Consider the following 25,923-nt stretch of genomic DNA (forward strand, 5'->3'; position numbering starts at 1 on the left):
TGGGCTCGGACTGGATGTGCCGCCGCCGGAAACCCACAAGAGACGGACGCGCGCGGCTCCCTATCGCCTGCCACCCCATATTGTCCAGCGTGAGTGGCCTATCGCTCCATCAGGCGCGGCATCAGTTCCACGAAGTTGCAGGGGCGATGGCGGCTGTCGAGTTGCGACGCGAGGATCCCGTCCCACCCATCCTTCACCGCGCCGGTGGAGCCGGGCAGCGCGAACAGATAGGTGCCCCGCGCAACGCCGGCGCAAGCGCGCGACTGGATGGTGGACGTGCCGATCGTCTGAAAACTGAGCCAGCGAAACAGTTCGCCAAACCCCGGTATCTCCTTGTCCCACACGCGCGCCAGTGCCTCGGGCGTCACATCCCGCCCCGTCACGCCGGTGCCGCCCGTCGTGATCACGCAATCCACCTGCGGATCGTCGATCCAGCCATGCAGGCGCGCCACGATCAGATCGATCTCGTCCCTGACGATCGCGCGCTGGGCGAGGACATGGCCCGCGCCTTCCAGCCGTGCCACCAATGTGTCGCCGGACCGGTCTTCCGCCAGATCGCGCGTGTCGGAAATCGTCAGGACAGCGATACGGACGGGCTTGAACGTCCGCCCTTCGTCAATCGGCACTCGCGACCCCGCTGATCGGATCGAGCCGCACCGCCGTTCGGCCCGGCATGCCGGGGAAGCGCGGCCACATGCCCTGCGCCATCGCCTTCAAGCTCGCCGATTGTTCGCCGGCCTGCCGCTGATACATCCAATAGTTGCGCAGCACGATCGCAACATAAGCGCGCGTCTCGCGGAACGGGATGGATTCGATGAACAGCAGCGGATCGCCATTGTCGCGCCGGCGATCGTTCCAGCGCTGAACGGAGCCCGGCCCCGCATTATAGGCCGCGATCACCTTGGGCAGCAGCCCGCCGGTTGCCGAAAAATCGCGCAATTCTTCCAGATAGAATTGCCCATATTCGATATTGGTGCGCGGATCGTTCAGGCTGCCGACGCTCTCACCCTTGCGCCGCGCGATCTGCGCCGCCGTTCCCGGCATCACCTGCATCAGGCCGCGCGCGCCCGCCGGGCTCACCGCATCGGCGCGGAACTGCGATTCCTGCAGCGCATGGGCGAAGACCAGCGACTTATCGACGCGCCAGCCGCCCTGCGGATTCCAGCCGGGCGCCGGATAGCGGCTCGCCATCGAAACCCGCGCGCCGACCGGCCCGTTCTGCGACAGCCAGATCTGCGTCGACGGAAGGTTCAGCCGCGCGGCAAGGTGCATCAGCGCCTCATGGTCGTTGCAATCGCCGATCTTCGCCTGATAGCGCAGCACGCTATCCGCCATGTCGGTTTCGCCGATTTCCGCCAGCGCCGCCGCCACACGCGCATTGCCGCGCTTCGAAATCGTCGTCCAGTCGGCTTGGATGAAGCCTGGCCGCACATCGGGGGCCGGCGTCGCGCGGCCCAATGCCGCGTCGGCCATCAGGCCATAAAAGGTCTCGCTCATCCGCGCCGCGCTGCGCAAACGGGCCTGCACCTTTTCCGGCCGGCCACAGCTCATGTCGGCGCGCGCGGCCCAGAACAGGCCCGCCGCCATCATCTCGGGATCGCGCGAACGCGATGCGACCGTGCCGAACGCGTCCGACGCCGCCGCGCAATCGCGCTGTCGCCATGCCGCCAGCCCGGCAACCCAATTGGCTTCGACCACCCAGTCGCCATAACCCGCCTGCGCCGGCGTCGCGACGCGGCGGGCGGCGGCGTCATCGCCGACCAGAAAATAGGCCCAGGCCACGCGCTGCTGCCATTCGGTGCGCGCCTCGGGCGTCAGCATGTCGGCGCTGGCCGAAAGCAGCGCCTCCGCCTCGGCCGCGCGATCGTCGCGCAACAGAGGCTGGATGCGCTGGGCCAGCGAAGCCGCCGCCGCATCGCTGCGCAACGATCGCGCCGTGGCGCGGCGCGGCGCGGCCGGCAGCCGCCGCATATCCTGCTGCACCGGCAGTGTCGGCAGTGCCGTCTCGCCTCGGCCCTGCAGGATACGGACGATCGCGGCCGCCTGCGGCAATTCGGGATTGGCCTCGATCAGCGCGATCAACTGGCTGCTTTCCACCTTGGGCGAACCCTTGGCGAGATAGAGTTCGGCCCGGGCATAGGGCGTGAGCAGCCCGCTTGGCATCGCATCGAGCCGCGCCGCCGCATTATCCCATTCGCCACCGCGGATCGCGGCAAAGGCCGCCCGGTAATTGGAGCGTTGCTGCGCATCGAGCTGGGTTGGGACCGCACCGACAGGCGGCGCCTTCAGGCCGATGGCCGGCGGGGTCAGCGCCTCGGTCGCGGCGAGTGCCGGGCCTGCGACGCTCAGCGCCAGTGCACAGGCAAGTGCTCGGACGGGGGTCAACGGCTCAACTCCTCAAGCAACAGGCGCAAATCCTTCCAGGCATCCGCCTTGCGGGCGGGTTGCTGGAGCAGGAAGCGCGGATGGAAGGTCGCGATCACCGGCACATTATGCCCCTCGCGGTTAAGCTGGTGTACGCGGCCACGCGCCTCCGCAAGACTCATCCCGAGAAATGCACGGCTTGCCGCGTCACCCAACACCAATAGCATGCGGGGGGCGGCAAGATCGACATGGCGATGCGCTATTTCGGTCCAACGGCCGAGCGCGCCTGCCTGCGGGCGGCCACCCGGCACGCGCGCCGGCGTCATCGCGGCAAGATAGATCGACGCGCGGTCGCGGCCGATCGCAGCGAGCATCCGATCGAACAGGCGCCCCGCCTCACCGGCAACCAGTTGGCCCGCCTCGGCATCGCCGGCCTCCGGCTGATCGGTGATCAGCATCAGGCCTGACGCTACGGCACCCTCGGGCAACAGCCGCCCGTCGGGGCGGCCGAAGATCGCGTCTTCGGCATAAAGCGCATGGATGGCTTCCAGCGAATCAATCGCCGGCCGCTTGCTCGCAGCTTGCGCATTCGCGGCGTCGATGGTGGTGGTGACGGCGGCACGGGGCGGCGCCAGCCAGTCACGCGGCTGATCGTCGACCAGCACGTCGACGCCGGCCTCGCTCCACCAGTCGAGCGCGCTCAACACGTCGCTGGTCATCGAACGGACCAGCCCGTCTTGGCCCCAAAAAACAATATCTGTGCCCTTCCCCACATGTCTAACATAAGCTCCCTAGTTGACGGCCGGGTCAATCCAAGGCCATCGGCTTTCTGGCTGGACCGTTCGCGCTATGCGGTAATTGGACGGAACGAGCGCGAAAGGAAGGACTGAGTAATGACGACCCGCGAATCCATGACCTACGACGTCGTGATCGTCGGCGCCGGCCCAGCGGGTCTGGCCGCGGCTATCCGGCTGAAGCAGCTCGCGGCGCAGGCCGGACGTGAACTGGCCGTCTGCGTGCTCGAAAAGGGTTCCGAGGTCGGCGCGCATATTCTTTCGGGCGCCGTGGTCGATCCCAAAGCGCTGGATGAGCTGATCCCCAACTGGCGCGAGCTGGATAGCCCGATGACGGTGCCGGTGGTTCAGAACCATCACTGGATCCTGACGGAAAAGAAGCAGTTTGCGATGCCGCACCTGCTGATGCCGCCGTTCATGAACAACAAGGGCACCTATACCGTCAGCCTCGGCAATCTGTGCCGCTGGCTGGCCAGCCAGGCCGAAGCGCTGGGCGTTGAAATCTTCCCGGGCTTCGCCGCCGCCGAAGTGCTGTTCCACGAAGATGGATCGGTGAAGGGCGTCGCTACCGGCGACATGGGCATTTCGCGCGAGGGCGAGCACAAGCCGGATTACCAGCCCGGCATGGAATTGCACGCCCAATACACCTTCTTCGCCGAAGGCGTGCGCGGCCACCTTTCCAAGGAACTGAAGCGCATTTTCGATCTGGAGGCGGACAGCCAGCCCCAGACCTATGCGATCGGCATCAAGGAATTGTGGGACATCCCGGCCGACAAGCATGTGCCGGGCCGCGTGATCCACACGCAGGGCTGGCCGCTTACCGATGAAGTCGGCGGCGGCTTCCTTTATCATCAGGCGAACAACCAGGTCGCGCTCGGCTTCGTCGTCGGCCTCGGCTACAAGAACCCGCACCTTTCGCCGTTCGAGGAATTCCAGCGCTGGAAGCAGCATCCGGCGATCCGCGCGGAAATCGAAGGCGGTCGCCGCGTCTCTTATGGCGCGCGCGCGATCAACGAAGGCGGCTGGCAGGCCGTCTGCAAGCTGATCTTCCCGGGCGGCGCGCTGATCGGCTGCTCCGCCGGCTTCGTCAACGTGCCGCGCATCAAGGGCAGCCACACCGCCATGAAGTCCGGCATGCTGGCGGCCGAGGCGGCGTTCGACGAGATCCTGTCGGGCCGCGGCAACAAGGAACTGGCCTCCTATCCGGACGCGCTCAACGCCAGCTGGGTCGCCAAGGAGCTCAAGATGGTTCGCAATGCCGAACCCGCCATCTCGAAGTTCGGGCCGGTCATGGGCACGCTCTATGCCGGTGTCGACATGTGGCTCCACCAGCTCGGCATCACGCTGCCGTGGACGCTCAAGACGCACCGCGACAATGAAGGGCTGTGGCGCAAGGATGTCGCGCGCAAGATCGACTATCCCAAGCCCGACGGCGTGATCAGCTTCGATCGCCTGTCGTCGGTGTTCCTGTCGAACACCAACCATGAAGAAGATCAGCCCATCCACCTGACGCTGAAGGACGCGTCGGTGCCGGTGGAGGTCAACCTCAAGCTCTATGATGCGCCGGAACAGCGTTATTGCCCGGCCGGCGTTTACGAGATCGTCGGCCAGGACGTGAACGAGCCGCGCCTGCAGATCAACGCGCAGAACTGCGTCCACTGCAAGACCTGCGACATCAAGGATCCGACCCAGAACATCAACTGGGTGGTGCCGGAGGGCGGCGGCGGCCCCAATTATCCGAACATGTGATGGAATGATCGCCCCGGCCCTGCCGGGGCGATCTGTTTCAGCAGGTCAGCGGCAGGTGTAGCCGCCGTCCACCGGCAGCGCGACGCCGGTGATATATTCCGCTTCGTCGGACAGCAGGAACAACGCCGCGTTGGCGACCTCCACCGCCCGCGCGGGACGGCCGAGCGGAATCGACGCGAGCAGCTTCGCCTCGAACGCCTTGGGATCGCCGCCGGACGCGAAGAATTGCGGCAGCATCGGCGTATCGGTGATGCCCGGGCAGACGACGTTGACGCGCACATTATCCGCCGCGAAACGCTGGGCGAGCGACTTGGCATAGCCGACCACGGCGAACTTTTCGGCCGAATAGACCGGGCTGCCCATCGAACCGACCAGACCCGCGGTCGATCCGGTGAACAGGATCGCGCCACCCCCGCGACGACGCATATGGCCCACCGCCTCGCCCGCGATCAGCATGGTCGACGTGATGTTCAGCGTGATCGTGCGGTCCAGCGCTTCAAGGTCGATGCCTTCCACCACGCCATCGGCGGGAATGCCCGCATGGCTCCACAACAGATCCAGCCCGCCCAGCAGTTCGGCCGCTTCGTGCACCACGCTGCGGCACCGATCCCGATCGAGCAGATTGGCCTGGATCGGCTTCACGCTCGGGCCGATTTCCGCAACCAGCGCGTCCAGACCGGCCTGATCGATATCGACGGCGGCCACCGTCGCGCCTTCGCGGACAAACGCCTTCACCCCTTCGCGGCCCATGCCCGAGGCCGCCGCCGTCACCATCACCAACTTATTAGCAAGTCTCATCAAACCTCTCCTGTCTTTATCTTTATTCGTCAGCAGGCCGGGTCGAGACGGCGGGCGTCAGTCGCGCATCGCCATGCCGCCATTGACGCTGATCACCTGGCCCGTGATCCATTCCGCATCGTCGGACATCAGGAAGGCCGACATGGCGGCAAGATCCTCGGGCTTGCCCAGTCGGGGCGACGCCGCCCGCTTCAGGCCCGCTTCCATATATTCGTCGTTCAGATGTTCGCGCGCGGCCTCGGTCAACACCAGGCCCGGGCACACGACATTCGCGCGGATGCCCTGCTTGCCGTAGCGCGCCGCCACATGGCGCATCAGCGCGTGGACGCCGTTCTTCGCCACCGGATAGGCCACCTGCCACGGCGCGCCGCCATAAGCCGCGCCGGAACTGGTGTAGAGCATCGCGCCACCGCCCTGTTCGAGCATGACGGGCACGGCTGCCTGCGTGCAGATCAGATAGGATTTGAGGTTCAATTCGATCGAACGGTCGAACACCGCAAGGTCGATCGTCAGCGCATCGATATCGCCCTGCGTGCCGCCCGCCGCATTGGCGTGGAAATAATCAAGCCGGCCATAGGTATCGAGGCAGGTCTTCACCATCGCCTGCACCGATGCCGGATCGCAGATATCGAGCGCGAAGCCCGTCGCCTTGCCACCGGCATCGCGAATGCGCTGCGCCGTCGCTTCCGCCCACTCACCCTGAATGTCGCCGATCACCACGGCCGCGCCTTCTTCGGCCAGGCGAGTCGCCGTTGCCGCACCGATGCCGCGTCCACCGCCGGCGATCACGCCAGCCTTGCCGTTCAAACCACGCATATCCAGGCCCTCCTCTCGGTCGGCCGGTACGGCCGCCCTTTATTACTGGACCATGGTCTATATTTTTATCACGGTCTAATTCAAGCGCGGTGACGCAGCATCGCGGCGATCCAGCACGCCGCCTCGCCCAGCCGTTCCTGCAAGGGATAATTTTCGTCGAGCCGCCAGTTGTGGACCATGCCGACGAAGATGCCCGTCATCATTTCCGCAACGACATGGCGGTCATGCGCCTGCGCCGGCGTCGGCTCAACTTCGGTATCGAGCAAGCGCTCGAACGCCGCCGTCAGCCGTTCGATCCGGCCGAGCACGCCCGTCTCGTTCCACCCCATTTCCGAATAACCGACAACGGGACGCAGCTTCACCGCCTCGCGCTCCATCGCCGCGCCGGTTTCCACAAAGGCGCGCCGGATGCGTTCGGCCACATCGCCCGTTGCCGACCAATAGCTGCTGATGCGCGAATAGAAGCGCTCCTGCATCTCCGTGACGAGGAGGTCGAGTATCTCGCCCTTGCCGGTGAAATAATTGAACAGCGTCGCGCGGGACACTTCGGCCGCCGCCGCGATCCCTTCCATCGTGGTGCCGTGGACGCCATCGCGCGCAAAGCCGATGCGGGCAGCGTCGAGAATGGCGGCGCGGGTGCGGATCTTGTTCAGTTCGCGACGGGACATGGCTTGGGACATGCGACCACCGATAAGGCCTAGACTTGGACGATGGTATAAAATTATGCTCGCTGCAAACAGAGCGATTGGCACGCGGCGATAACAGCCTCGGCCGGGCGTACAACACATGATTGGAGAGAGATGGCCATGGCCTCACAGGGCGCATCGCCCGCGGCCCGGGATGCGCGCGCGTCCGGGCGAGTCGGCAGTGCATGGTATGCGCTTGCCGTCCTGCTGATCATCTACGGCTTCAACTATGCCGATCGCTACCTGATCGCCGGCCTGGCCGAACCGATCCGTCACGATCTGGGGCTGGACGATGCCTTTATCGGCCTGCTGATGGGGCCGGCCTTCGCATTGCTCTATTCGATCGCGGCGGTGCCGATCGCATGGCTGGCCGATCGCTACAGCCGCATCACCATCCTGTCGGTGGGGTGCCTGGTCTGGAGCCTGTTCACCTTCCTGTCCGGCCTGGCCAATGACGGATGGACGCTGGCGGCGATGCGGGTCGGCGTCGGCATTGGCGAGGCGGCGTTCGTGGCGCCGGCTTATTCCGTGCTCGCAGACCGCTTCGCGCCCGAACGCCGTGGCCTCGCCTTCGCGATCCTCGGCCTTGGCATCTATCTCGGCCAGATGGGTGGCTATGTCGTCGGCCCGGCGATCGCCGCGCATGGCGATTGGCGCGATGCATTCTTCTGGGTCGGCGGGATCGGCGGGGCGATCGGCCTGATCGCCTGGATGACCGTTACGGAACCGAAACGCGGCGTCCACGCCGATCGCACGCAAGCCCAGCCGGTCGAGCGGCCGGCCTTGTGGACGACCTTCCTCACCCTGTGGAGGCGCCGGGTCTATCGCCAGATGAATATCGGGCTTGTCCTCGGCACCTTCTCCGGCACGGCGTTCGGCATGTGGGCGCCCAGCCTGCTCGTCCGTCGATTCGATGTGCCGCTCGCCGAAGCCACCGGCCTGTTCGGCACGGCCTTCGGCCTGTCGGCGATCGTGGGCATGATCGGTTTCGGCGCGGTCAGCGATCGCCTCGTTCGCCGCGATGGGCGCTGGCCGCTGCGCATGGCCGCCATCGCCCTCACCATCGCCACATTGTCGATCACCGGCGCGACGCTCGCCCCCAGCCTGACCGTCGTGACGCTGCTCGCCATTCCCAGCGGCCTGCTGGGTGGTGGTTGGGCCGTCGGCGTGATGACGCCGTTGCAACAGGTGCTGGACGATCGCATCCGCGCCACCGGCACCGCATTGTTCACGCTGGTGAACATGCTGTTCGGTATGCTCACGGCCCCCTATGTCGTAGGACAATTGAGCGATCCGCTCGGCGGCGAGGCGCAGGGCCTGCAAACGGCCTTGCTGATCGTCATCATGGCCGGATTCCCGGGTGCATTGCTGCTGTGGCGCGCCGCGGACGAATTGGTGCGGTTCAAGCGCACGGGAGAATGAGATGACCGAAACGATCCGGCTGGCCCATCATGTCGGCGGCCGCGCCGTCGATGGCGCGATGACGTTCAGCCAGGCGAGCCCGTCCAACCCCGATGATCTTGTCGTCGAAGGGCCCGAAGCCGATGCCGCGCTGGTGGCGGAGGCGGTCGCGAACGCCCGCTCGGCGGTCGACGCGCTCGATCAGGTGGGTATCGAGGCCCGCGCCGACGCGCTTTCCCGCATCGGGCGGACGCTGCTCGCCAATGCCGATCGCCTTGCCCTGCTGGCGACCCGCGAAACGGGCAAGACCATCAACGACGCCAAAGGTGAAGTCGTCCGCGCCGCGCGCACCTTCGATTTCTTCGCGGGCGAAGCCCTGCGCAATATCGGCGAGCGTTTCGCATCGACACGGCCGGGCGCCATGGTCGAGGTGGATTATGCGCCGGTCGGCGTGGTCGCCGCGATCACGCCGTGGAACTTCCCGTTCGCCATCCCGGCGTGGAAGATCGCGCCGGCCATCGCCTTCGGCAATGCCGTGGTGTGGAAGCCGTCCGAAATCGCCTCCGCCTCCGCCGATGCCTTCCGCGCTATCCTGGCCGAAGCCGGCCTGCCGGTCGGCACCGTCGAAATGCTGCTCGGCGCCGGTGGCGCGGGCGCGGCGCTGACGGGCGCTGATGGTGTGGACGCGATCAGCTTCACCGGCTCCGTCGCCACCGGCAATCGTGTCGTGCGCGCGGCCGCGGAGAAAGGCGTTCGCGCCCAGATGGAAATGGGCGGCGTCAACGGCCTCATCATCCTCGATGATGCCAATCTCGACGTCGCGGTCGATTGCGCGATCAACGGCGCCTATTTCAACGCCGGGCAACGCTGCACCGCCACGTCGCGCATCATCATCACCGATGGCATCGCCGATCGCTTCATCGCCGCCTTCATCGAACGCGCAAAAGCGTTGAAGATCGGCGATCCGCGCGATCCGCAGACGCAGATCGGGTCGCTCGCGGCCTTCAAGCAGAAAACGCTGATCGCATCGCAGGTGGAACAGGCGGAAGCGGCCGGGTTCAAGCCGCTGATCGGCGGCAGCGCCGATGCCCGCCCCCACGCCTTTTTCGCGCCCACCCTGTTCGACAACGCCGCCCCTGCCTCGCTGCTCGGTCAGGAGGAGATATTCGGCCCGGTCGCCGGAATCTTCCGCGTCCGCGATTTCGAGGAAGCGATGACTGTCCTCAACAACAATCGCTACGGCCTTTCGTCGTCGATCTGCACGCGATCGCTGGTCCATGCCGAACAGTTCAAGCGCCGCGCCCGCACCGGCATGCGGATGGTGAACATGCCGACGGCCGGTGCCGACTATCACGCCCCGTTCGGCGGGGTCGGCATCTCCAGCTTCGGCCCGCGCGAACAGGGCCGCGCCGCCCGCACCTTCTACACGACGCTTCACACCACCTATCAACTGGCGGTCTGATACGAAAAAGGGGCGCCGGCAGCCGCCGACGCCCCCTTTTTGCTATTTCGGAAGGCCGATCAGATGTGGATCGGCTTGCCGGTCACGGCCATCGCCGCTTCCTTGATCGCCTCGCTGTGCGTCGGGTGCGCATGGCAGGTGTAAGCGATGTCTTCACTCGACGCGCCGAATTCCATCGCCTGCGCCGCCTGCGCGATCATCGTGCCGGCAACGGTGGCGATGATCCACACGCCCAGCGCCTTGTCGGTTTCGGCATCCGCGATGATCTTCACGAAGCCATCCGGCTCGTGATTGGTCTTGGCGCGGCTGTTCGCCAGCATCGGGAACTTGCCGACCTTGACGGCGCCGCGCTCCTTGGCGGCTTCCTCGGTCAGGCCCACGCCCGCGATTTCCGGCTTGGTGTAGACCACCGAGGGGATCACGTCGTGGTTCACGATGCCGGTCAGGCCCGCGATATTCTCGGCCACCGCAATGCCTTCGTCCTCGGCCTTATGCGCCAGCATCGGGCCGGGGATGACATCGCCGATTGCCCAGACGCCCGTAACCTTGGTGCCGAACTCATGGTCGGTTTCGATCTGACCGCGCGCGTTCAGCTCCAGGCCGATCTTGTCGAGGCCCAGGCCCTCGGTGTTCGGACGACGGCCGATCGACACCAGCACGACATCGGCTTCGATCGTCTCGGCCGCGCCACCGGCGGCGGGTTCGACGGTCAGGGTCACGCCCGACTTGCCGACTTCGGCGCCCGTCACCTTGGTGCCGAGCTTATATTCGAAGCCCTGCTTCTTGAAGATCTTGTTGGCTTCCTTGCGGACTTCGCCATCCATGCCGGGCAGGATCTGGTCGAGATATTCGACCACCGTCACCTTGGCACCCAGGCGCTTCCACACCGAACCCAGCTCCAGGCCGATGACGCCGCCGCCGACGACGACGAGATGGCCGGGAACCTTGTCCAGTTCCAGCGCGCCGGTCGAATCGACGATCTTGCCGCCCGCATTGTCCACGGCAACGCCCGGCAGCGGGGTGACCGACGAACCGGTGGCGATGATGATGTTCTTCGCCGTCACCTTCTTGCCGGCGACATCGACGGTGTTCGCGCCGGTGAAGGTCGCACGGCCCTTCAGCCACTCGACCTTGTTCTTCTTGAACAGATATTCGATGCCGCCCGTCAGGCCCTTCACGGCATCCTTGCGCTGGCCCTGCATGGTACCGAGGTCCAGGCTCATCTTGTCGATCTTGACGCCCAGCTTGGCGAGCGCGCCGCTGGCGGCCTCGTCATAAAGCTCCGACGCGTGCAGCAGCGCCTTGGACGGGATACAGCCGACGTTGAGGCAGGTGCCGCCCAGCGTCTCGCGGCTTTCGGCACAGGCCGTCTTCAGGCCCAGCTGCGCGGCGCGGATCGCAGCCACATAGCCGCCGGGACCGGCACCGATGACGAGAACGTCGAAATCATAATCGGACATGGGAAAACTTCCTTCCACGCCACGCCGGCACCAACAGACCGGCACCTCGTATCACAGAGTACATCCCTGAAACACGAGGCCCCGGCTTTCGCCGGGGCAACGGTTTGAACTTAGAGGTCGATCAGCAGGCGGGTCGGATCCTCGATCGCTTCCTTGATGCGAACGAGGAAGGTGACGGCTTCACGGCCATCGACCAGACGGTGATCGTAGCTGAGCGCGAGATACATCATCGGGCGCGCGACGATCTGGCCGTCGCGGACCACCGGGCGCTCCTCGATGCGGTGCAGGCCCAGCACGGCCGACTGGCCGAGGTTGATGATCGGGCTCGACAGAAGCGAGCCGAACACGCCACCGTTCGAGATGGTGAAGGTGCCGCCCTTCATCTCCTCGATCTTCAGCGTGCCATCCTTGGCGCGCTTGCCGAAATCGGCGATCGTCTTTTCGATGCCCGCGAAGCTCAGCTTGTCGGCATCGCGAACGACTGGAACGACCAGGCCCTGCGGCGCGGACACCGCGACCGAGATGTCGGCATAATCGCGATAGACGATCTCGTCGCCTTCGATCGCTGCATTCACCGCCGGCACGTCGCGCAGCGCAAGCACGGCCGCCTTGGCGAAGAAGCTCATGAAGCCGAGGCGGATGCCGTGCTTCTTCTCGAACAGGTCCTTGTAACGGTTGCGGGCGTCCATCACGGCCGTCATGTCGACGTCGTTATAGGTCGTCAGCATCGCGGTCGTGTTCTGCGATTCCTTGAGGCGCGACGCGATCGTCTGGCGCAGGCGCGTCATGCGGACGCGTTCTTCCTTGCGCGCACCGGCGGCGACAGCGGCAACCGGCGCCCCAGCGGCCGGGGCCGAAACCGCGACCGGCTTCGCCTGACCCTGCGCCTTGGCGGCGGCGAGCACGTCATCCTTGGTCAGGCGACCATCCTTGCCGGTGCCACGGATCTTCGACGGATCGAGGCCATGTTCCAGCACGACGCGGCGCACGGCCGGCGACAGCGTCTTGGGATCGTCGTCGCCATCCACCGGCGCGGCGGCGGGCTCGGTGGGGGCGGCCGCTTCGGCCTGGCCCACGGCATTGCGATCGGCAACCGCCGGGGTGGCGGCCGACGCGGCGGACGCACCTTCGTTGACCAGCGCGATCACGGCGCCGACTTCGACCGTGTCGCCTTCGGCCACGGCCTGTTCGCCCATCACGCCATCGACCGGCGAGTTGACCTCGACGGCGACCTTGTCGGTTTCGAGGCTGGCGATCGGCTCGTCGGCCTTCACTGCCTCACCCGGCGCCTTCAGCCACTGGCCAAGCGTCGCTTCGGTGATCGATTCGCCCAGCGTGGGCACCTTGACTTCGGTTGCCATGTCTCAGTTCGCCTTCACTTCATGGCCAAGCGCTTCCGCAACGAGCGCCGCCTGCTGTTCCACATGCTTGCGTGCGAGGCCGGTGGCCGTCGCGGCAGACGCCTTGCGGCCCGCGTAGATCGCGCGCGCCGGGCCGGTGCCCGCCTCCTTCAGGCATTCCTCCAGGAGCGGTTCGACGAAGAACCACGACCCATTATTCTTGGGTTCTTCCTGCGCCCACACCACGGTTTCGAGGTTGGGCATCCGCGCCAGCCGCTTGGCGAGCGGTTCCGCCGGGAACGGGTAGATCTGCTCGATACGGATGATCGTCGTGTTCTTGTCGCCAGCCGCGTCGCGCGCTTCGGCGAGGTCGTAGAACACCTTGCCCGAACACAGGACGACGCGCTTCACATCCTGATCCGCCGGAGCATTGGGATCCGAAAGGATGCGCTTGAAGTGGCTTTCGCCCATGAACTCGTCGATCGTCGACACGGCGGACTTGTGCCGCAGCAGCGACTTCGGCGTCATGATCACCATGGGCTTGCGGAAGTTGCGATGCATCTGCCGGCGCAGCACGTGGAAATAATTGGCCGGCGTGGTGATGTTGCACACCTGCATATTATCTTCGGCGCAAAGCTGCAGATAGCGTTCCAGGCGGGCGGACGAATGTTCCGGCCCCTGCCCTTCATAGCCATGCGGCAGCAGCATGACGAGGCCGTTGGCACGCAGCCACTTGGCTTCGCCGGCGGCGATGAACTGATCGATCATCACCTGCGCGCCGTTGGCGAAATCGCCGAACTGCGCTTCCCACAGCACCAGCGTGTTGGGGGCCGCAGACGCATAGCCATATTCGAAGCCCAGCACGCCGAACTCGCTGAGCGGGCTGTCCAGAACCTGGAAGCGCCGGTCGAGCGTCGACAGCGGGATATACTTATGGCCGTCCTTCTGGTCGGTCCACGCCGCATGCCGCTGGCTGAACGTGCCACGGCCGCAATCCTGCCCCGACAGGCGGACCGGGTGGCCTTCCAGCAGCAGCGAACCGAAGGCCAGCGCCTCGGCGGTCGCCCAGTCGAAGCCCTCGCCGGTCTCGAACATCGCCTTCTTGGCGTCGAGAATGCGGTTTAGCGTTTTGTGGATGTTGAAATCGGCCGGAACCGTCGTCAGCACATCCTTCAGCTTGTCCAACTGGTCCGGCTTGATGCCCGTGATGGCCGCACGGCGTTCGGTCATCGCTTCGCGCGGGGCGGCAAAGCCGCTCCAGTCGCCTTCGAACCAGTCGGCCTTGTTGACCCGGAAGCCCTTGGCCGCGTCGAACTCGCCCTCGAGCATCTTCACGAAGCCGTCGACTTCCTGATCGAACCAGGCCTGATCGATCACGCCTTCCGCCTTCAGGCGGCCGGCATAGAGGTCCGAGATCGCCGGATGCTTGCGGATCGCATCATACATCAGCGGCTGGGTGAAGCCCGGCTCGTCGCCTTCGTTGTGGCCGAAGCGGCGATAGCACCACATGTCGATCACCACGTCGCGCTTGAACGCGACGCGAAACTCGGTGGCGAGCTTGCAGGCGAAGGTCACGGCTTCGGGATCGTCGCCGTTGACGTGGATGATCGGCGCCTGGACCATCTTCGCGATATCCGACGGATAAGGCGAGGAGCGCGCGAATTGCGGGCTGGTGGTGAAGCCGACCTGGTTGTTGATCACGAAATGGATCGTGCCGCCGGTATTGTATCCGGGCAGGCCCGAAAAGCCGAAGCATTCCATGATGATGCCCTGCCCCGCAAAGGCGGCGTCGCCATGCAGCAGGATCGGCAGCACCTTGTTGCGTTCAAGGTCATCGAGCTTGGTCTGCTTCGCGCGCGACTTGCCGAGCACGACCGGATCGACCGCTTCGAGGTGCGACGGGTTCGGCGCAAGGCTCAGGTGGACGACATTGCCGTCGAACTCACGGTCGGTGGACGTACCAAGGTGGTACTTCACGTCGCCCGAACCGCCGACATCTTCCGGGTTGGCGGAGCCGCCGGCAAATTCGCTGAAGATCGCCCGGTAGGGCTTTTCCATGACGTTCGCGAGCACGTTCAGGCGGCCACGATGGGCCATGCCGATCACGACTTCGGTCACGCCGCCCAGGCCACCATATTTGATGACGCTTTCGAGCGCGGGGATCATCGATTCACCGCCATCGAGGCCGAAACGCTTGGTGCCGACATACTTGCGGCCCAGGAAGCGCTCCCACTGCTCGGCGTGGATCACCTTCGACAGGATCGCCTTCTTGCCGAGATCGGTGAAGTGGATCTCCTTGTCGCGGCCTTCCATGCGCTCCTGGAGGAAGCGGCGCTCCTCGATGTCGGAGATGTGCATATATTCGAGGCCGACATGCCCGCAGTAGTTCTTCTGCAGGATGGCGACGATCTCGCGGATCGTCGCGCGTTCCAGGCCCAGCGTGCCGCCGAGATGGATCGGGCGATCGAGGTCCGCCGCGAAGAAGCCGTGGAATTCCGGCGTCAGATCGGCCGGCAATTCGCGCGTGGCGAGGCCCAGCGGGTCGAGCGCCGCGCCGAGATGGCCGCGCACCCGGTAGGAACGGATGAGCATGACCGCGCGGATCGAATCCGCCACCGCCTGTGCGATGTCCGCCGTCGACACGGCGGGCTGCGGCGCGGCGGCCGGAGCCGCCTTGCCCGCTGCCGGCGCCTTGGGAGGCAGCGCCGACTGCGTGGGATCGAAGCCCGCAGTGATCGTGTCGGTTTCGGTCAGCGGCCAGTTCGACCGTGCCCAGGAAGGCTGGCTGATGGTGTTGGCCAGCCCTTCGAAATACATGCGCCAGCCTGGCTCCACCGATGCCGGATCTGCCTCATAGCGCCGGTACAGCGCCTCCACGAAGGAAGGGCTGACCCCTTCCAATCCGTCGAAACCCACACCTTCGATACCCATTTTGCCGTCCTCGCGCGGCAGCCCGCGCATTGGTTGCAGTCGCGACGCCTAAACGCCACGGATGATGAACACATCATTTAGGACGGAAAACGGTTCGTCCAAACCGTTTCCCGCCCCCAAAGATTTCGCGAGATGGCCTTCCCCCTCCCCGAGCAAGGCCATCAGCTTTTTCAGCCCTTCAGCACCTCGACGAGCGTGGTGCCGAGTTCCGACGGGCTGGCCGCAACGCGGATGCCCGCAGCTTCCATCGCCGCGATCTTGTCTTCCGCGCCGCCCTGGCCACCCGAAACGATCGCACCGGCATGGCCCATGCGACGGCCCGGAGGCGCCGTGCGGCCCGCGATGAAGCCGGCCATCGGCTTCTTGCGGCCACGCTTGGCCTCGTCGATCAGGAACTGGGCGGCTTCCTCTTCGGCCGAGCCGCCGATTTCACCGATCATGATGATCGACTTGGTTTCATCGTCGGCCAGGAACAGTTCGAGGACGTCGATGAAGTTGGTGCCGTTCACCGGATCGCCGCCGATGCCGACAGCCGTCGTCTGGCCAAGGCCCGCGTTGGAGGTCTGGAACACGGCTTCATAGGTAAGCGTGCCCGAACGGGAAACAACGCCCACCGAGCCCTTCTTGAAGATCGAGCCCGGCATGATGCCGATCTTGCACTCGTTCGGGGTCAGCACGCCCGGGCAGTTCGGGCCGATCAGGCGCGACTTGGAACCCTGCAGCGCGCGCTTCACGCGCACCATGTCCAGCACCGGAATGCCTTCGGTGATGCAGACGATCAGCGGCACTTCGGCGTCGATCGCTTCGAGGATCGAATCCGCGGCGAAGGGCGGCGGAACGTAGATCACGCTGGCATCGGCGCCCGTGGCGTGCACGGCTTCGTGCACGGTGTCGAAGTTCGGCAGGCCGAGGTGGGTGGTGCCACCCTTACCGGGGGTGACGCCCGCAACCATCTGCGTGCCATAAGCCAGCGCCTGTTCCGTGTGGAAGCTGCCGGTGTTGCCGGTCATACCCTGGGTAATGACCTTGGTGTTCTTGTTGATGAGGATCGACATCGGATGTGTTCGCCCTTTGTTGGGGAAGCCGAGAAATTAAGCGAGGGTCGGATCGATGCCCTTGCAGGCGACGAGCAGTTCCTTGACCGCGTCGACCGAGACCTGAAGATTGGCCTTGGCTTCGCCGTCCAGTTCGATCTCGACGATCTGTTCGACGCCGTCCTTGCCGATGATCACCGGCACGCCGACATAAAGGCCGTCGAGGCCATATTTGCCATCGACATAGGCCGCGCAGGGCAGCAGGCGCTTCTGGTCGTTCAGATAGGCTTCGGCCATCGCGATACCGCTGGTCGCCGGCGCATAATAAGCCGAGCCGGTCTTGAGCAGGCCGACGATCTCGCCGCCGCCCGAACGGGTGCGCTGCACGATCGCGTCAATGCGCTCCTGGGTGGAACGGCCCTGCTTGATGAGGTCCGGAACCGGAATGCCGGCGACGGTCGAATACTGGACGACCGGGACCATCGTGTCGCCGTGGCCGCCGAGCACGAACGTGTTCACGTCGCGCACCGAAACCTGGAATTCATCGGCGAGGAAGTGGCTGAAGCGCGCCGAATCGAGCACGCCGGCCATGCCGACGACCTTGTTGTGCGGCAGGCCCGAAAATTCGCGCAGCGCCCACACCATCGCGTCGAGCGGGTTGGTGATGCAGATCACGAACGCGTTCGGCGCATTGTTCTTGATGCCTTCGCCGACGGCCTTCATCACCTTCAGGTTGATGCCGAGCAGATCGTCGCGGCTCATGCCCGGCTTGCGGGCGACACCGGCGGTGACGATGATGACGTCCGCGCCCGCGATGTCGGCATAGTCGTTCGAACCGGTGATCTTGGCGTCGAAGCCTTCGACCGGGCCGCACTGGCTGAGATCGAGCGCCTTGCCCTGGGGCACGCCTTCGACGACGTCGAACAGGACGATATCGCCCAGTTCCTTGATCGCCGCGAGATGGGCGAGCGTGCCGCCGATATTGCCTGCGCCAATGAGCGCGATCTTCTTCCTGGACATGCGCGTGCCCTCATTTCCGGTTCGAGTTGGCTTTGAAAGGCGTCCGCGCCGTTGCGTCCGCCCATGAAACGGCGTCCGCTTAGACCCATGGGACGGATCGGGCAACCGCCCGCGACGGCGATCAGGACAGTTTTTGTTGCGCCTGCTGCCATCGCCGCTTTTCAAAACTGTCCGATGCGGACTTATTGACAACAAAAGCCAGCCGTCATGTCCCCTGAAATGCGGGCGCTAACCCCCGGCCCGCCGCGCGGCGGCGCAGCAAAGGCCGCCTTCAGGCGTCGATCGCGGCTTCGTCCATCTGCGCGGCGTTCGCCTGAATGAAGGCGAATCGGTGCTCGGGATTCTTGCCCATCAGCCGATCGACAAGGTCGCGCACGCTTTGGCGCTCCTCATATTCCTGCGGCAGCACGACTCGCGTCATGCTCCGCTTGGCCGGGTCCATCGTGGTTTCGCGCAGCTGCTGGGGGTTCATTTCGCCCAGACCCTTGAAGCGGCTGACCTCGACCTTCTTGCCCTTGAACTCGGTCGCTTCCAGCTCCGCGCGATGGGCATCGTCGCGCGCATAGGCGCTCTTGGTGCCCGCCGTCAGGCGATAGAGCGGCGGCTGGGCGAGATAGAGATGCCCGCGCCGGACGACCTCCGCCATCTCCTGAAAGAAGAAGGTCATCAGCAAGGTCGCGATATGCGCGCCATCCACGTCGGCGTCGCTCATCACCACGATGCGCTCATAACGCAGCAGATCGGGGTTGCACTTCTCGCGCACGCCACAGCCCAGTGCCTGAATGAGATCCGCGATTTCCTGATTGGCGAGGATCTTGGCCGATGACGCGGAGGCAACATTGAGGATCTTGCCCCGGATCGGCAGGATCGCCTGCGTCTTGCGATCGCGCGCCTGCTTGGCCGAACCGCCGGCCGAATCGCCTTCGACGATGAACAATTCGGTGCCGGCCGGATCATCATTGGCGCAATCGGTGAGCTTGCCCGGCAAACGCAGCTTGCGCCCGGCGGTCGCCGTCTTGCGCTTCACCTCGCGCTCGGCCTTGCGGCGCAGGCGCTCGTCCATGCGATCGAGCACATAGCCGAGCAGCGCCTTGCCGCGCTCCATATTGTCGGCAAGGAAATGGTCGAAATGGTCGCGCACCGCCTTTTCAACCAGTCCGGCCGCCTCGGGGCTGGTCAGGCGATCCTTGGTCTGGCTCTGGAATTGCGGATCGCGGATGAAGACCGAAAGCATCAGCTCCGATCCCGTCATCACGTCGTCCGCCGTCAGATCCTTGGCCTTTTTCTGGCCGACGAGATCGGCAAAGGCGCGCATGCCCTTCACCAACCCGGAACGCAGGCCGTTTTCATGCGTGCCGCCATCGGGCGTCGGGATGGTGTTGCAATAATAGGAATAGCTGCCGTCCGACCATAATGGCCAGGCGACCGCCCATTCGACCGAGCCCTGCGCGTTCGGGAAATCCTGCTTGCCCGAAAAGAAGTTGGCGGTCGCGCATTCGCGGCCGGCAATCTGTTCCTGCAGATGATCGGCCAGGCCGCCCGGAAACTGGAACACCGCTTCGGCCGGCGTGTCGTCGCCGATCAGCGACGGATCGCAGCGCCAGCGGATTTCGACGCCAGCATAAAGATAGGCCTTGGACCGCGCGAGCCGATAGAGCCGCCCCGGCCGGAAATGCGCCGCCGCGCCGAAGATATCCGGGTCAGGGATGAAGGAGACGCTTGTGCCGCGCCGATTGGGCGCCGCGCCCACCACCTCCAGCTTCGACGTCGGATGCCCGCGCGAAAATGTCTGGCGGAAAAGTTCGCGATTGCGCGCCACTTCCACCACCGTATCGGTGGAAAGCGCGTTGACCACGCTAACGCCCACGCCGTGCAGGCCGCCGCTGGTGGCATAGGCCTTGTCGCTGAACTTACCGCCCGAATGCAGCGTCGTCAGGATCACTTCCAGCGCCGACTTGTCCGGGAATTTCGGATGCGGGTCGACAGGGATGCCGCGGCCATTGTCGGCGATGGTGATGCGGTTGCCCGCCGCCAGTGTCACTTCGATCCGCGTGGCATGGCCGGCAACGGCCTCGTCCATCGCATTGTCGAGCACTTCGGCGGCAAGGTGATGGAAGGCGCGCTCGTCCGTGCCGCCGATATACATGCCCGGCCGGCGCCGGACAGGCTCCAGCCCCTCCAGCACCTCGATCGCCGAGGCGTCGTAATTTCCGGAGCTGGTGGACGGGGTGGAAGCGAAGAGATCGTCAGCCATGGCGGAACGTATAGGGGGTGGTTCGATGCTCGACCAGCCCCGCCAACGCCGGCGATGCGATCATATCGCGATGGAGCGCGATTTGACGGCCGATGCAATCATCGGCCGGCCCGGAAATCGCGGCATGACAAAATGATAGAAGGGCTTATCCGATGCGACGGGATCGGAAACCGCCTCAATCGCCCAGCTTGTCGAGCTTGGCCTGCAGGCCGGCAAGCTGCGCCTTCAGCACGGCCAGCTCATCATCCCGCGAAGCGGCCGGGGCCGCCGTGTTGCCATCGTCCGCCGGGCCATTCTTCTTCGGCTGGAAGGCGCTGGCCGCCGCCTCGAACATGTCCATGTTGCGCTTGGCAAGCTCCGCGAACGGGCCGCCGGCAAACGCCCCTTCCATCGCCTGGCGGAACTGCGTCTGGTTGCGGCGGAAGGCATCCATCGACGCTTCCAGATATTGCGGCACCATCGACTGCATGGAATCGCCGTACATCGAAATCAGCTGGCGCAGGAAATTCACCGGCAGCATTGTCTGCCCGCGATTTTCCTCCTCCATGATGATCTGGGTGAGGACGTTGTGGGTGATGTCTTCTTCCGACTTGGCGTCGATCACCTTGAAATCACGGCCTTCGCGCGTCATCTGGGCCAGATGGTCGAGCGTGATGTAGCTCGACGTCTCGGTATTATAGAGCCGACGATTGGCGTATTTTTTGATGATGACCGTGCCCGAACCGCCCGAAGCTTTCCCCATCGACGCGCCCTTTCCCGAAGTTTGCGGCAGCGTAGCATCTTTTCTTGACGCACCGCAACACAGGCCGCGCCCCCTGCCCCTGTTCCTGGACATGCTGCGCAGCGAAACCGCGGAAAACCCCGATCGCCTGCGCGCCGCGCTGGTCGGCCTGCGCCGCTATCAATCCGCGCCGCGCACCGCGCGGCCGCCTGAAATGCCGGTGGTGGCCAAAGCCGGCCGCGCCATGCTGCGCGATTATGGCGGATCGGGTGCGGTGACGGTGTTCGTCCCCTCGCTGATCAACCCGCCCCATGTGCTCGATCTGTCGCCGCAAAACTCGTTGCTGCGCTGGCTTGCCGCACAAGGAACGCGGCCCTTGCTGCTCGACTGGGGGCACCCCGGCGAAACCGACCGCAACATGGATATGGGCGGCCATGTCGAAGAACTGCTGGTCCCGCTGCTGGAACAGATTGGCGAACCCGCCGCGCTGGCCGGTTACTGCCTGGGCGGCACCATCGCCCTCGCCGCGGCAACGATCTACCCGGTAAGGGCGCTCGCGCTGATTGCGGCGCCGTGGCATTTCAGCGGCTTTCCCGATGCCGCCCGCCGCGATCTCGCCGGGCTGTGGCAGGCGGTGGAACCCACCGCACAGGCGCTGGGCGTCCTGCCGATGGAAGCCCTGCAGGCGAGCTTCTGGCGCCTCGACCCCGCGCGCACGATCCGCAAGTTCGAGGATTTCGGCCGACTGGCCGATGGCGATCCGCGCATCGATGCGTTCATCGCGCTCGAAGACTGGGCGAATGACGGCCCGCCCCTTACCCTTGCCGCCGGCCGTCAATTGCTGGTCGATCTGTTCGGTGCCGACATCACCGGCCAGGGCAAATGGACGGTCGCCGGCCGCCCCGTCGATCCAGCGGCGACCGCCTGCCCCGTGCTCGACATCGCGTCGCTCACCGATCGCATCGTGCCCGCCGCCAGTGCCGCCGGCATAGGCGAATCGCTTCCGCTCAACCTCGGCCATGTCGGCATGATCGTGGGCAGCCGTGGCCGGAACGCGCTGTGGGAGCCGCTCGCACGCTGGCTTTCGCAACCGCGAAAGAGGTGATAGTCGCGCTGCCGAAAGATCACCGAGAAGAATAAGCATCATCGTTCGCACAGGAGCTCCGTCATGACCGACGTCGTCATCACCGCCGCAAAGCGCACGCCCGTGGGCAGCTTTCTCGGCGCCTTCGCCAGCACGCCCGCGCATGAGCTTGGTCGCATCGCGATCGAAGCCGCGCTCGCCCAGGCCGGTGTCGATGCCGCGGATGTCGACGAAGTGATCCTCGGGCAGGTGCTGGCCACCGGGCAGGGCCAGAATCCGGCGCGGCAGGCGGCCGTGAACGCGGGCATCCCCGTCGAAAAGACCGCTGTCGGCATCAACCAGCTTTGCGGTTCGGGGCTGCGCGCCGTGGCGCTTGCTGCGCAGGCCGTCCGCCTCGGCGATGCGAAGATCGTCGTCGCCGGCGGGCAGGAGAATATGTCGCTCGCCCCGCACGGCCAGTATCTGCGCGCCGGCACCAAGATGGGCGCGGTCAGCTTCTACGATACGATGCTGCACGATGGCCTGACGGATGCCTTCAACAATTATCATATGGGCGTCACCGCCGAAAATCTGGCCGAGAAGTACCAGGTCACCCGCGCCGAGCAGGACACCTTCGCTGTGCGCAGCCAGAACCGCGCCGAAAAGGCCCGCGCCGACGGCCGCTTCAAGGACGAGATCGTTCCCGTCACCGTCAAGGGCCGCAAGGGCGACACCATCGTCGCTGACGACGAATATATCCGCGCCGGCGCCACGCTGGATGCGCTGCAGACCCTGAAGCCCGCGTTCAAGAAGGACGGCAGCGTCACCGCCGGCAACGCCAGCGGCATCAACGACGGCGCGGCCGCCGTGGTCGTCATGTCGGCCGATGAAGCCGCGAAGCGCGGTGCCAAGGTGCTCGGCAAGATCGTGTCCTGGGCCACCTGCGGCGTCGATCCCGCGATCATGGGTATCGGCCCCGCGCCGGCCAGCCGCATCGCGCTGGAAAAGGCGGGCTGGACGCTCGCCGACGTCGATCTGATCGAAGCGAACGAAGCCTTCGCCGCGCAGTCGCTGTCGGTCGGCAAGGAACTCGGCTGGGATGCCGAGAAGGTCAACGTCAATGGCGGCGCGATCGCCATCGGCCACCCGATCGGCGCCAGCGGCGCCCGCGTGCTGACCACGCTGCTCTACGAAATGGAAAAGCGCGACGCCAAGAAGGGCCTCGTCACCCTGTGCATCGGCGGCGGCATGGGCATCGCCATGTGCATCGAACGGTAAGCAAATGATTCTGCGCAGGCCGCGTCCACCGGATGCGGCCTGCCTCTCAAGCCCCCTGCACCTCAAGTCCGGCGCAATATCGCCGGGGCAATGTCAGCTTTAGCGGATAGGCCCGTCGGCGCGCCCCTGGACGAACTGGTCCACATAAGGGTTGCCGGATTCATAGAGCTGGTCGCGCGGGCCGCACCAGATGATCTCGCCCTGATACAGCATCGCCACGCGGTGCGCGATCTTGCGGGCCGACGCCATGTCGTGGGTGATCGTCACCGCCGTCGCGCCCAGATCCTCGACAAGGCTGGTGATCAGATCGTTGATCACGTCGGCGCGGATCGGGTCCAGCCCCGTCGTGGGTTCGTCGAAGAAGATGATCTCCGGCCGGGGCGCGATCGCGCGGGCCAGCGCCACGCGCTTCTGCATGCCGCCGGAAAGCTCGCTCGGCCGCAGGTTGAGCACTTGCCGGCCCAGCCCCACCTTCTCCAGATTTTCTTCCGCGATCGCCTTCATCCGGGCCGCGCTGCGGTTGCGGCCCCGCGTCAGTGCGAAGGTCACGTTGCGCCACACCGGCAGGGAATCGAACAAAGCCCCGCCCTGGAACAGCATGCCGAACTTGGCCCGCACGCGCGCCATGTCGCGCTCGCTCAACCGCGTGATGTCCTCGCCATCGATGCGGATCGATCCGGCGTCGGGGCGGATCAGGCCAAGGATGCATTTCAGCATCACCGATTTGCCGCTGCCGGACTGGCCGATCACGGTCAGCGATTCGCCCGGCGCGATCGCCAGCGACACGCCGTCGAGCACGCGGTTCGCGCCGAAGGCCTTGCTCAGCCCGTCAAGCTCGATCTTGGGAACGGCGCTCATCCGAACGCCATCACGGTGATCAGCAGGTTGGAAACGAGGATCAGGATGAACGCGCTCACCACCGCGTCGCGCGTCGCCTCGCCCACGCCGGCCGCGCCGCCACCGGCCCGGAAGCCGTGATAGCAGCCCATCAGCGCGATGAAGAAACCGAACACTCCGGCCTTCACCAGCGCCATGCCGAAATCGCTCCACTCCAGGAACTGGCGCGTCACCCGCAGATAGCCGGTGGCGTTGAATCCCAGCTTGTAGACGGCGATCAGATAGCCGCCGAAAATACCGATGGCATTGGCCACCAGCACCATCAGCGGCAACGCGATCACGCAGGCCAGCAATCGCGGGGCGATCAGATAGCGATAGGGATCGGTGCGCAGCGTCGTCAGCGCGTCCAGCTGCTCGGTCACGCGCATGGTGCCCAGCTCGGCCGCCATCGCCGATGACACGCGCCCCGCCACCATCAGGCCCACCAGCACCGGCCCCAGTTCACGGACGATGCCGATCACCACGATCGCCGGAACCGTCGATGTCGCGTTGAAGCGCGTGCCGGCGGTAAAGGTCTGCTGCGCCAATGCGGCGCCGGTGAAAACCGCGGTCAGGCCGACAACCGGAAGCGAAAACCAGCCGATATGGGCAAGCTGTTCGAACAGCTTGTTCGGATAATAAGGCGGGGTCAGCCCGCGCCGCAGCGTCTGGACGCCGAACAATGCGGTGCGGCCGACGGCGGCAAGCCAGCCGACCGCGATCCGCCCGATGGCGGCGAACAACGCTATGATCGGCCCGGCCGGGGAAGAATTTGTCATAACCAGCAACGCTGATAGCGGCGGCCGAGCGATGTCAGCAACTCATATTGCGACAATCCCGTGACCGCAGAAACGGATGGCAGGTCGTAGGCGATCTCCAGCCAGTCGCCTTCAGCCAGATCGGGCGCGCTGGTGACGTCCACCGCCAGCAGGTCCATCGAAACCCGGCCGAGCACCGGGCACGCCACATCGCCGGCCAGCGCCTGCCCCCGCCCTTCGCCGAACGCCCGCAAATAGCCGTCGGCATAGCCAATGTTCAGGATCGCCACGCGCGCCGCCGCCGGCGTGGTATAGATCGCGCCATAGCCCACCGCCCCGCCCTGCGGCACGATGCGGATCTGCAGGATCTGCGCATGGGGGCGGACGACCTTGCGGATATACCCTTCGGCGCCCGGCGCGGGGATACCGCCATAAAGGCCAAGGCCGGGCCGCGTCAGGCCGAAGGCGTAACGCTGCCCCAGGCAGATGCCCGCGGAATTGGCGAGGCTGTAGCGCCGCGCGGGCACGGCCGCCTTGACGCTGCGGAAGGTGAAGAGCTGCTGCTCGTTCATCGGATGGCCGGGCTCGTCGGCGCAGGCCAGGTGGCTCAGCAGCGTATCGATTTCCAACCCGTCGAGCACGCCGGATCGCGCCTCTTCCGGGCTCAGGCCGAGCCGGTTCATGCCGGTATCGATCATCACGTCGCAGGCCCGGCCCGGCGCCGTCGCCTTCCACCGCGCCACCATCGCCGCGCTGTTCAGCACCGGCCGCGCGCTGCTGGCGATCGCCGCCGGAACGTCCGCCTCGCGCAGGCCGTGCAACACCGATAGCGACAAGCCGTCGGGCAACGGCCCCAGCGCCGCCGCTTCCGCCCAGGTGGCGACGAAGAAGTCGCGGCAGCCCGCCTCGGCCAGCCGGCGCACCACTTCGCGCGCGCCCAGCCCATAGCCGTCCGCTTTTACCGCCGCTCCGCACAGAGCACGGCCGCTCGCCTCCGCAAACCAGCGCCAGTTGGCGACAAGGGCGGCGGTATCGAGGTCGAGGCGAAGCGGGAGATCAGGCGCAGTCACGGCCAAGCCGATAGGCAGGCGCAGGGCCAAGGGCAACCATGTCGTGGC

Annotated in this window: 21 protein-coding genes; 5 read left to right on the top strand and 16 right to left on the bottom strand. The window is 65.6% G+C overall.

Translation table 11 applies throughout. The features are described from left to right. Positions 1-98 precede the first annotated feature (98 nt). Genes moaB through CHB74_RS13040 form a run of 3 tightly spaced genes read right to left on the bottom strand, consistent with a single transcriptional unit; the run spans position 99 to position 3,083 of the window. A complete protein-coding gene (gene moaB / locus CHB74_RS13030; RefSeq protein ID WP_089220067.1) occupies positions 99-626 on the bottom strand; it encodes a molybdenum cofactor biosynthesis protein B in 528 nt (175 codons plus the stop codon). Beyond that, positions 616-2,385 carry a lytic transglycosylase domain-containing protein gene (locus tag CHB74_RS13035; RefSeq protein ID WP_089220068.1) on the bottom strand — a complete coding sequence of 590 codons (1,770 nt, stop codon included), beginning with the start codon at positions 2,383-2,385 and terminating at the stop codon, positions 616-618. Before CHB74_RS13035 ends, moaB begins: the two co-directional genes overlap by 11 nt. After that, positions 2,382-3,083 carry a uracil-DNA glycosylase gene (locus CHB74_RS13040; RefSeq protein WP_089220069.1) on the bottom strand — a complete coding sequence of 234 codons (702 nt, stop codon included), beginning with the start codon at positions 3,081-3,083 and terminating at the stop codon, positions 2,382-2,384. The genes CHB74_RS13035 and CHB74_RS13040 overlap by 4 nt, the downstream gene beginning before the upstream one ends. 174 nt (positions 3,084-3,257) lie before the next feature. On the opposite strand from CHB74_RS13040, the gene CHB74_RS13045 reads away from it, so the two are divergent. After that, positions 3,258-4,907, top strand: a complete 1,650-nt coding sequence (locus CHB74_RS13045; protein ID WP_089220070.1) for an electron transfer flavoprotein-ubiquinone oxidoreductase — start codon at positions 3,258-3,260, stop codon at positions 4,905-4,907. 45 nt (positions 4,908-4,952) lie between these two features. Here CHB74_RS13045 and CHB74_RS13050 read toward each other — a convergent pair whose 3' ends face one another. From CHB74_RS13050 to CHB74_RS13060, 3 genes are all read right to left on the bottom strand, one after another. Continuing rightward, positions 4,953-5,705: an SDR family NAD(P)-dependent oxidoreductase gene (locus CHB74_RS13050; protein ID WP_089220071.1), complete on the bottom strand. Its 753-nt coding sequence runs from the start codon at positions 5,703-5,705 to the stop codon at positions 4,953-4,955. 57 nt (positions 5,706-5,762) lie between these two features. Then, the gene (locus CHB74_RS13055; protein ID WP_179220834.1) at positions 5,763-6,521 is read right to left on the bottom strand and encodes an SDR family NAD(P)-dependent oxidoreductase; all 759 of its coding nucleotides are present in this window, start codon (positions 6,519-6,521) and stop codon (positions 5,763-5,765) included. An 80-nt stretch (positions 6,522-6,601) separates the two neighbouring features. After that, on the bottom strand, positions 6,602-7,189 hold the full coding sequence (locus tag CHB74_RS13060) for a TetR/AcrR family transcriptional regulator (RefSeq protein ID WP_218821433.1): 588 nt from the start codon (positions 7,187-7,189) through the stop codon (positions 6,602-6,604). 138 nt (positions 7,190-7,327) lie between these two features. Here CHB74_RS13060 and CHB74_RS13065 point away from each other — a divergent pair, with 138 nt between their 5' ends. Both CHB74_RS13065 and CHB74_RS13070 read left to right on the top strand, forming a co-directional pair. Next, complete coding sequence (locus tag CHB74_RS13065; protein WP_179220835.1) at positions 7,328-8,629, top strand: spinster family MFS transporter; 1,302 nt, start codon at positions 7,328-7,330, stop codon at positions 8,627-8,629. A gap of 1 nt (position 8,630) precedes the next feature. After that, positions 8,631-10,070, top strand: a complete 1,440-nt coding sequence (locus tag CHB74_RS13070) for an aldehyde dehydrogenase family protein (RefSeq protein ID WP_089220075.1) — start codon at positions 8,631-8,633, stop codon at positions 10,068-10,070. A gap of 59 nt (positions 10,071-10,129) precedes the next feature. Here the strand turns inward: CHB74_RS13070 and lpdA are convergent, their stop codons facing one another. The 7 genes from lpdA to phaR all read right to left on the bottom strand — a co-directional run bounded on the left by lpdA (position 10,130) and on the right by phaR (position 20,851). Further along, positions 10,130-11,530: a dihydrolipoyl dehydrogenase gene (gene lpdA, locus CHB74_RS13075; RefSeq protein WP_089220076.1), complete on the bottom strand. Its 1,401-nt coding sequence runs from the start codon at positions 11,528-11,530 to the stop codon at positions 10,130-10,132. A gap of 110 nt (positions 11,531-11,640) precedes the next feature. Next, on the bottom strand, positions 11,641-12,891 hold the full coding sequence (gene odhB, locus CHB74_RS13080) for a 2-oxoglutarate dehydrogenase complex dihydrolipoyllysine-residue succinyltransferase (RefSeq protein WP_089220077.1): 1,251 nt from the start codon (positions 12,889-12,891) through the stop codon (positions 11,641-11,643). A gap of 3 nt (positions 12,892-12,894) precedes the next feature. Next, on the bottom strand, positions 12,895-15,801 hold the full coding sequence (locus CHB74_RS13085; protein WP_089220121.1) for a 2-oxoglutarate dehydrogenase E1 component: 2,907 nt from the start codon (positions 15,799-15,801) through the stop codon (positions 12,895-12,897). 170 nt (positions 15,802-15,971) lie between these two features. Further along, entirely contained in the window at positions 15,972-16,856 is an 885-nt protein-coding gene (gene sucD / locus CHB74_RS13090) for a succinate--CoA ligase subunit alpha (RefSeq protein ID WP_089220078.1), read from the bottom strand. A gap of 36 nt (positions 16,857-16,892) precedes the next feature. Next, positions 16,893-17,855, bottom strand: coding sequence for a malate dehydrogenase (gene mdh / locus CHB74_RS13095; protein WP_089220079.1), 963 nt, complete (start codon positions 17,853-17,855; stop codon positions 16,893-16,895). Between the two features lie 271 nt (positions 17,856-18,126). Further along, positions 18,127-20,109 carry a DNA topoisomerase IV subunit B gene (parE, locus tag CHB74_RS13100; protein WP_089220080.1) on the bottom strand — a complete coding sequence of 661 codons (1,983 nt, stop codon included), beginning with the start codon at positions 20,107-20,109 and terminating at the stop codon, positions 18,127-18,129. Positions 20,110-20,284: 175 nt separating this feature from the next. Next, complete coding sequence (gene phaR, locus CHB74_RS13105) at positions 20,285-20,851, bottom strand: polyhydroxyalkanoate synthesis repressor PhaR (protein WP_089220122.1); 567 nt, start codon at positions 20,849-20,851, stop codon at positions 20,285-20,287. Between the two features lie 91 nt (positions 20,852-20,942). Between phaR and CHB74_RS13110 the strand changes: the two genes are divergently transcribed. After that, positions 20,943-21,935, top strand: a complete 993-nt coding sequence (locus tag CHB74_RS13110; protein ID WP_179220836.1) for an alpha/beta fold hydrolase — start codon at positions 20,943-20,945, stop codon at positions 21,933-21,935. 63 nt (positions 21,936-21,998) lie between these two features. Beyond that, positions 21,999-23,171, top strand: a complete 1,173-nt coding sequence (locus CHB74_RS13115; RefSeq protein WP_089220081.1) for an acetyl-CoA C-acetyltransferase — start codon at positions 21,999-22,001, stop codon at positions 23,169-23,171. 99 nt (positions 23,172-23,270) lie between these two features. Here the strand turns inward: CHB74_RS13115 and CHB74_RS13120 are convergent, their stop codons facing one another. The 3 genes from CHB74_RS13120 to alr are packed head-to-tail and all read right to left on the bottom strand — an operon-like array spanning position 23,271 to position 25,875. Beyond that, complete coding sequence (locus CHB74_RS13120; RefSeq protein ID WP_089220082.1) at positions 23,271-24,029, bottom strand: ABC transporter ATP-binding protein; 759 nt, start codon at positions 24,027-24,029, stop codon at positions 23,271-23,273. Further along, positions 24,026-24,826 (bottom strand): MlaE family ABC transporter permease, encoded by an 801-nt coding sequence (locus CHB74_RS13125; RefSeq protein WP_089220083.1) that lies wholly within the window; start codon positions 24,824-24,826, stop codon positions 24,026-24,028. The genes CHB74_RS13120 and CHB74_RS13125 overlap by 4 nt, the downstream gene beginning before the upstream one ends. Then, on the bottom strand, positions 24,823-25,875 hold the full coding sequence (gene alr / locus CHB74_RS13130) for an alanine racemase (protein ID WP_089220124.1): 1,053 nt from the start codon (positions 25,873-25,875) through the stop codon (positions 24,823-24,825). Before alr ends, CHB74_RS13125 begins: the two co-directional genes overlap by 4 nt. Between the last annotated feature and the right edge of the window lie 48 nt (positions 25,876-25,923).

Source organism: Edaphosphingomonas laterariae (assembly GCF_900188165.1).
Classification (GTDB): Bacteria; Pseudomonadota; Alphaproteobacteria; order Sphingomonadales; family Sphingomonadaceae; genus Sphingomonas_E; species Sphingomonas_E laterariae.

Bases quoted from the DNA above. Each gene is read 5' to 3' on its own strand.
- CHB74_RS13040 (WP_089220069.1), bottom strand. From the start codon at position 3,083: ATGACCAGCGACGTGTTGAGCGCGCTCGACTGGTGGAGCGAGGCCGGC.
- CHB74_RS13045 (WP_089220070.1), top strand. From the start codon at position 3,258: ATGACGACCCGCGAATCCATGACCTACGACGTCGTGATCGTCGGCGCC.
- CHB74_RS13050 (WP_089220071.1), bottom strand. From the start codon at position 5,705: ATGAGACTTGCTAATAAGTTGGTGATGGTGACGGCGGCGGCCTCGGGC.
- CHB74_RS13055 (WP_179220834.1), bottom strand. From the start codon at position 6,521: ATGCGTGGTTTGAACGGCAAGGCTGGCGTGATCGCCGGCGGTGGACGC.
- CHB74_RS13060 (WP_218821433.1), bottom strand. From the start codon at position 7,189: ATGTCCCGTCGCGAACTGAACAAGATCCGCACCCGCGCCGCCATTCTC.
- CHB74_RS13065 (WP_179220835.1), top strand. From the start codon at position 7,328: ATGGCCTCACAGGGCGCATCGCCCGCGGCCCGGGATGCGCGCGCGTCC.
- CHB74_RS13070 (WP_089220075.1), top strand. From the start codon at position 8,631: ATGACCGAAACGATCCGGCTGGCCCATCATGTCGGCGGCCGCGCCGTC.
- lpdA (WP_089220076.1), bottom strand. From the start codon at position 11,530: ATGTCCGATTATGATTTCGACGTTCTCGTCATCGGTGCCGGTCCCGGC.
- odhB (WP_089220077.1), bottom strand. From the start codon at position 12,891: ATGGCAACCGAAGTCAAGGTGCCCACGCTGGGCGAATCGATCACCGAA.
- CHB74_RS13085 (WP_089220121.1), bottom strand. From the start codon at position 15,801: ATGGGTATCGAAGGTGTGGGTTTCGACGGATTGGAAGGGGTCAGCCCT.
- sucD (WP_089220078.1), bottom strand. From the start codon at position 16,856: ATGTCGATCCTCATCAACAAGAACACCAAGGTCATTACCCAGGGTATG.
- mdh (WP_089220079.1), bottom strand. From the start codon at position 17,855: ATGTCCAGGAAGAAGATCGCGCTCATTGGCGCAGGCAATATCGGCGGC.
- parE (WP_089220080.1), bottom strand. From the start codon at position 20,109: ATGGCTGACGATCTCTTCGCTTCCACCCCGTCCACCAGCTCCGGAAAT.
- phaR (WP_089220122.1), bottom strand. From the start codon at position 20,851: ATGGGGAAAGCTTCGGGCGGTTCGGGCACGGTCATCATCAAAAAATAC.
- CHB74_RS13110 (WP_179220836.1), top strand. From the start codon at position 20,943: ATGCTGCGCAGCGAAACCGCGGAAAACCCCGATCGCCTGCGCGCCGCG.
- CHB74_RS13115 (WP_089220081.1), top strand. From the start codon at position 21,999: ATGACCGACGTCGTCATCACCGCCGCAAAGCGCACGCCCGTGGGCAGC.
- CHB74_RS13120 (WP_089220082.1), bottom strand. From the start codon at position 24,029: ATGAGCGCCGTTCCCAAGATCGAGCTTGACGGGCTGAGCAAGGCCTTC.
- CHB74_RS13125 (WP_089220083.1), bottom strand. From the start codon at position 24,826: ATGACAAATTCTTCCCCGGCCGGGCCGATCATAGCGTTGTTCGCCGCC.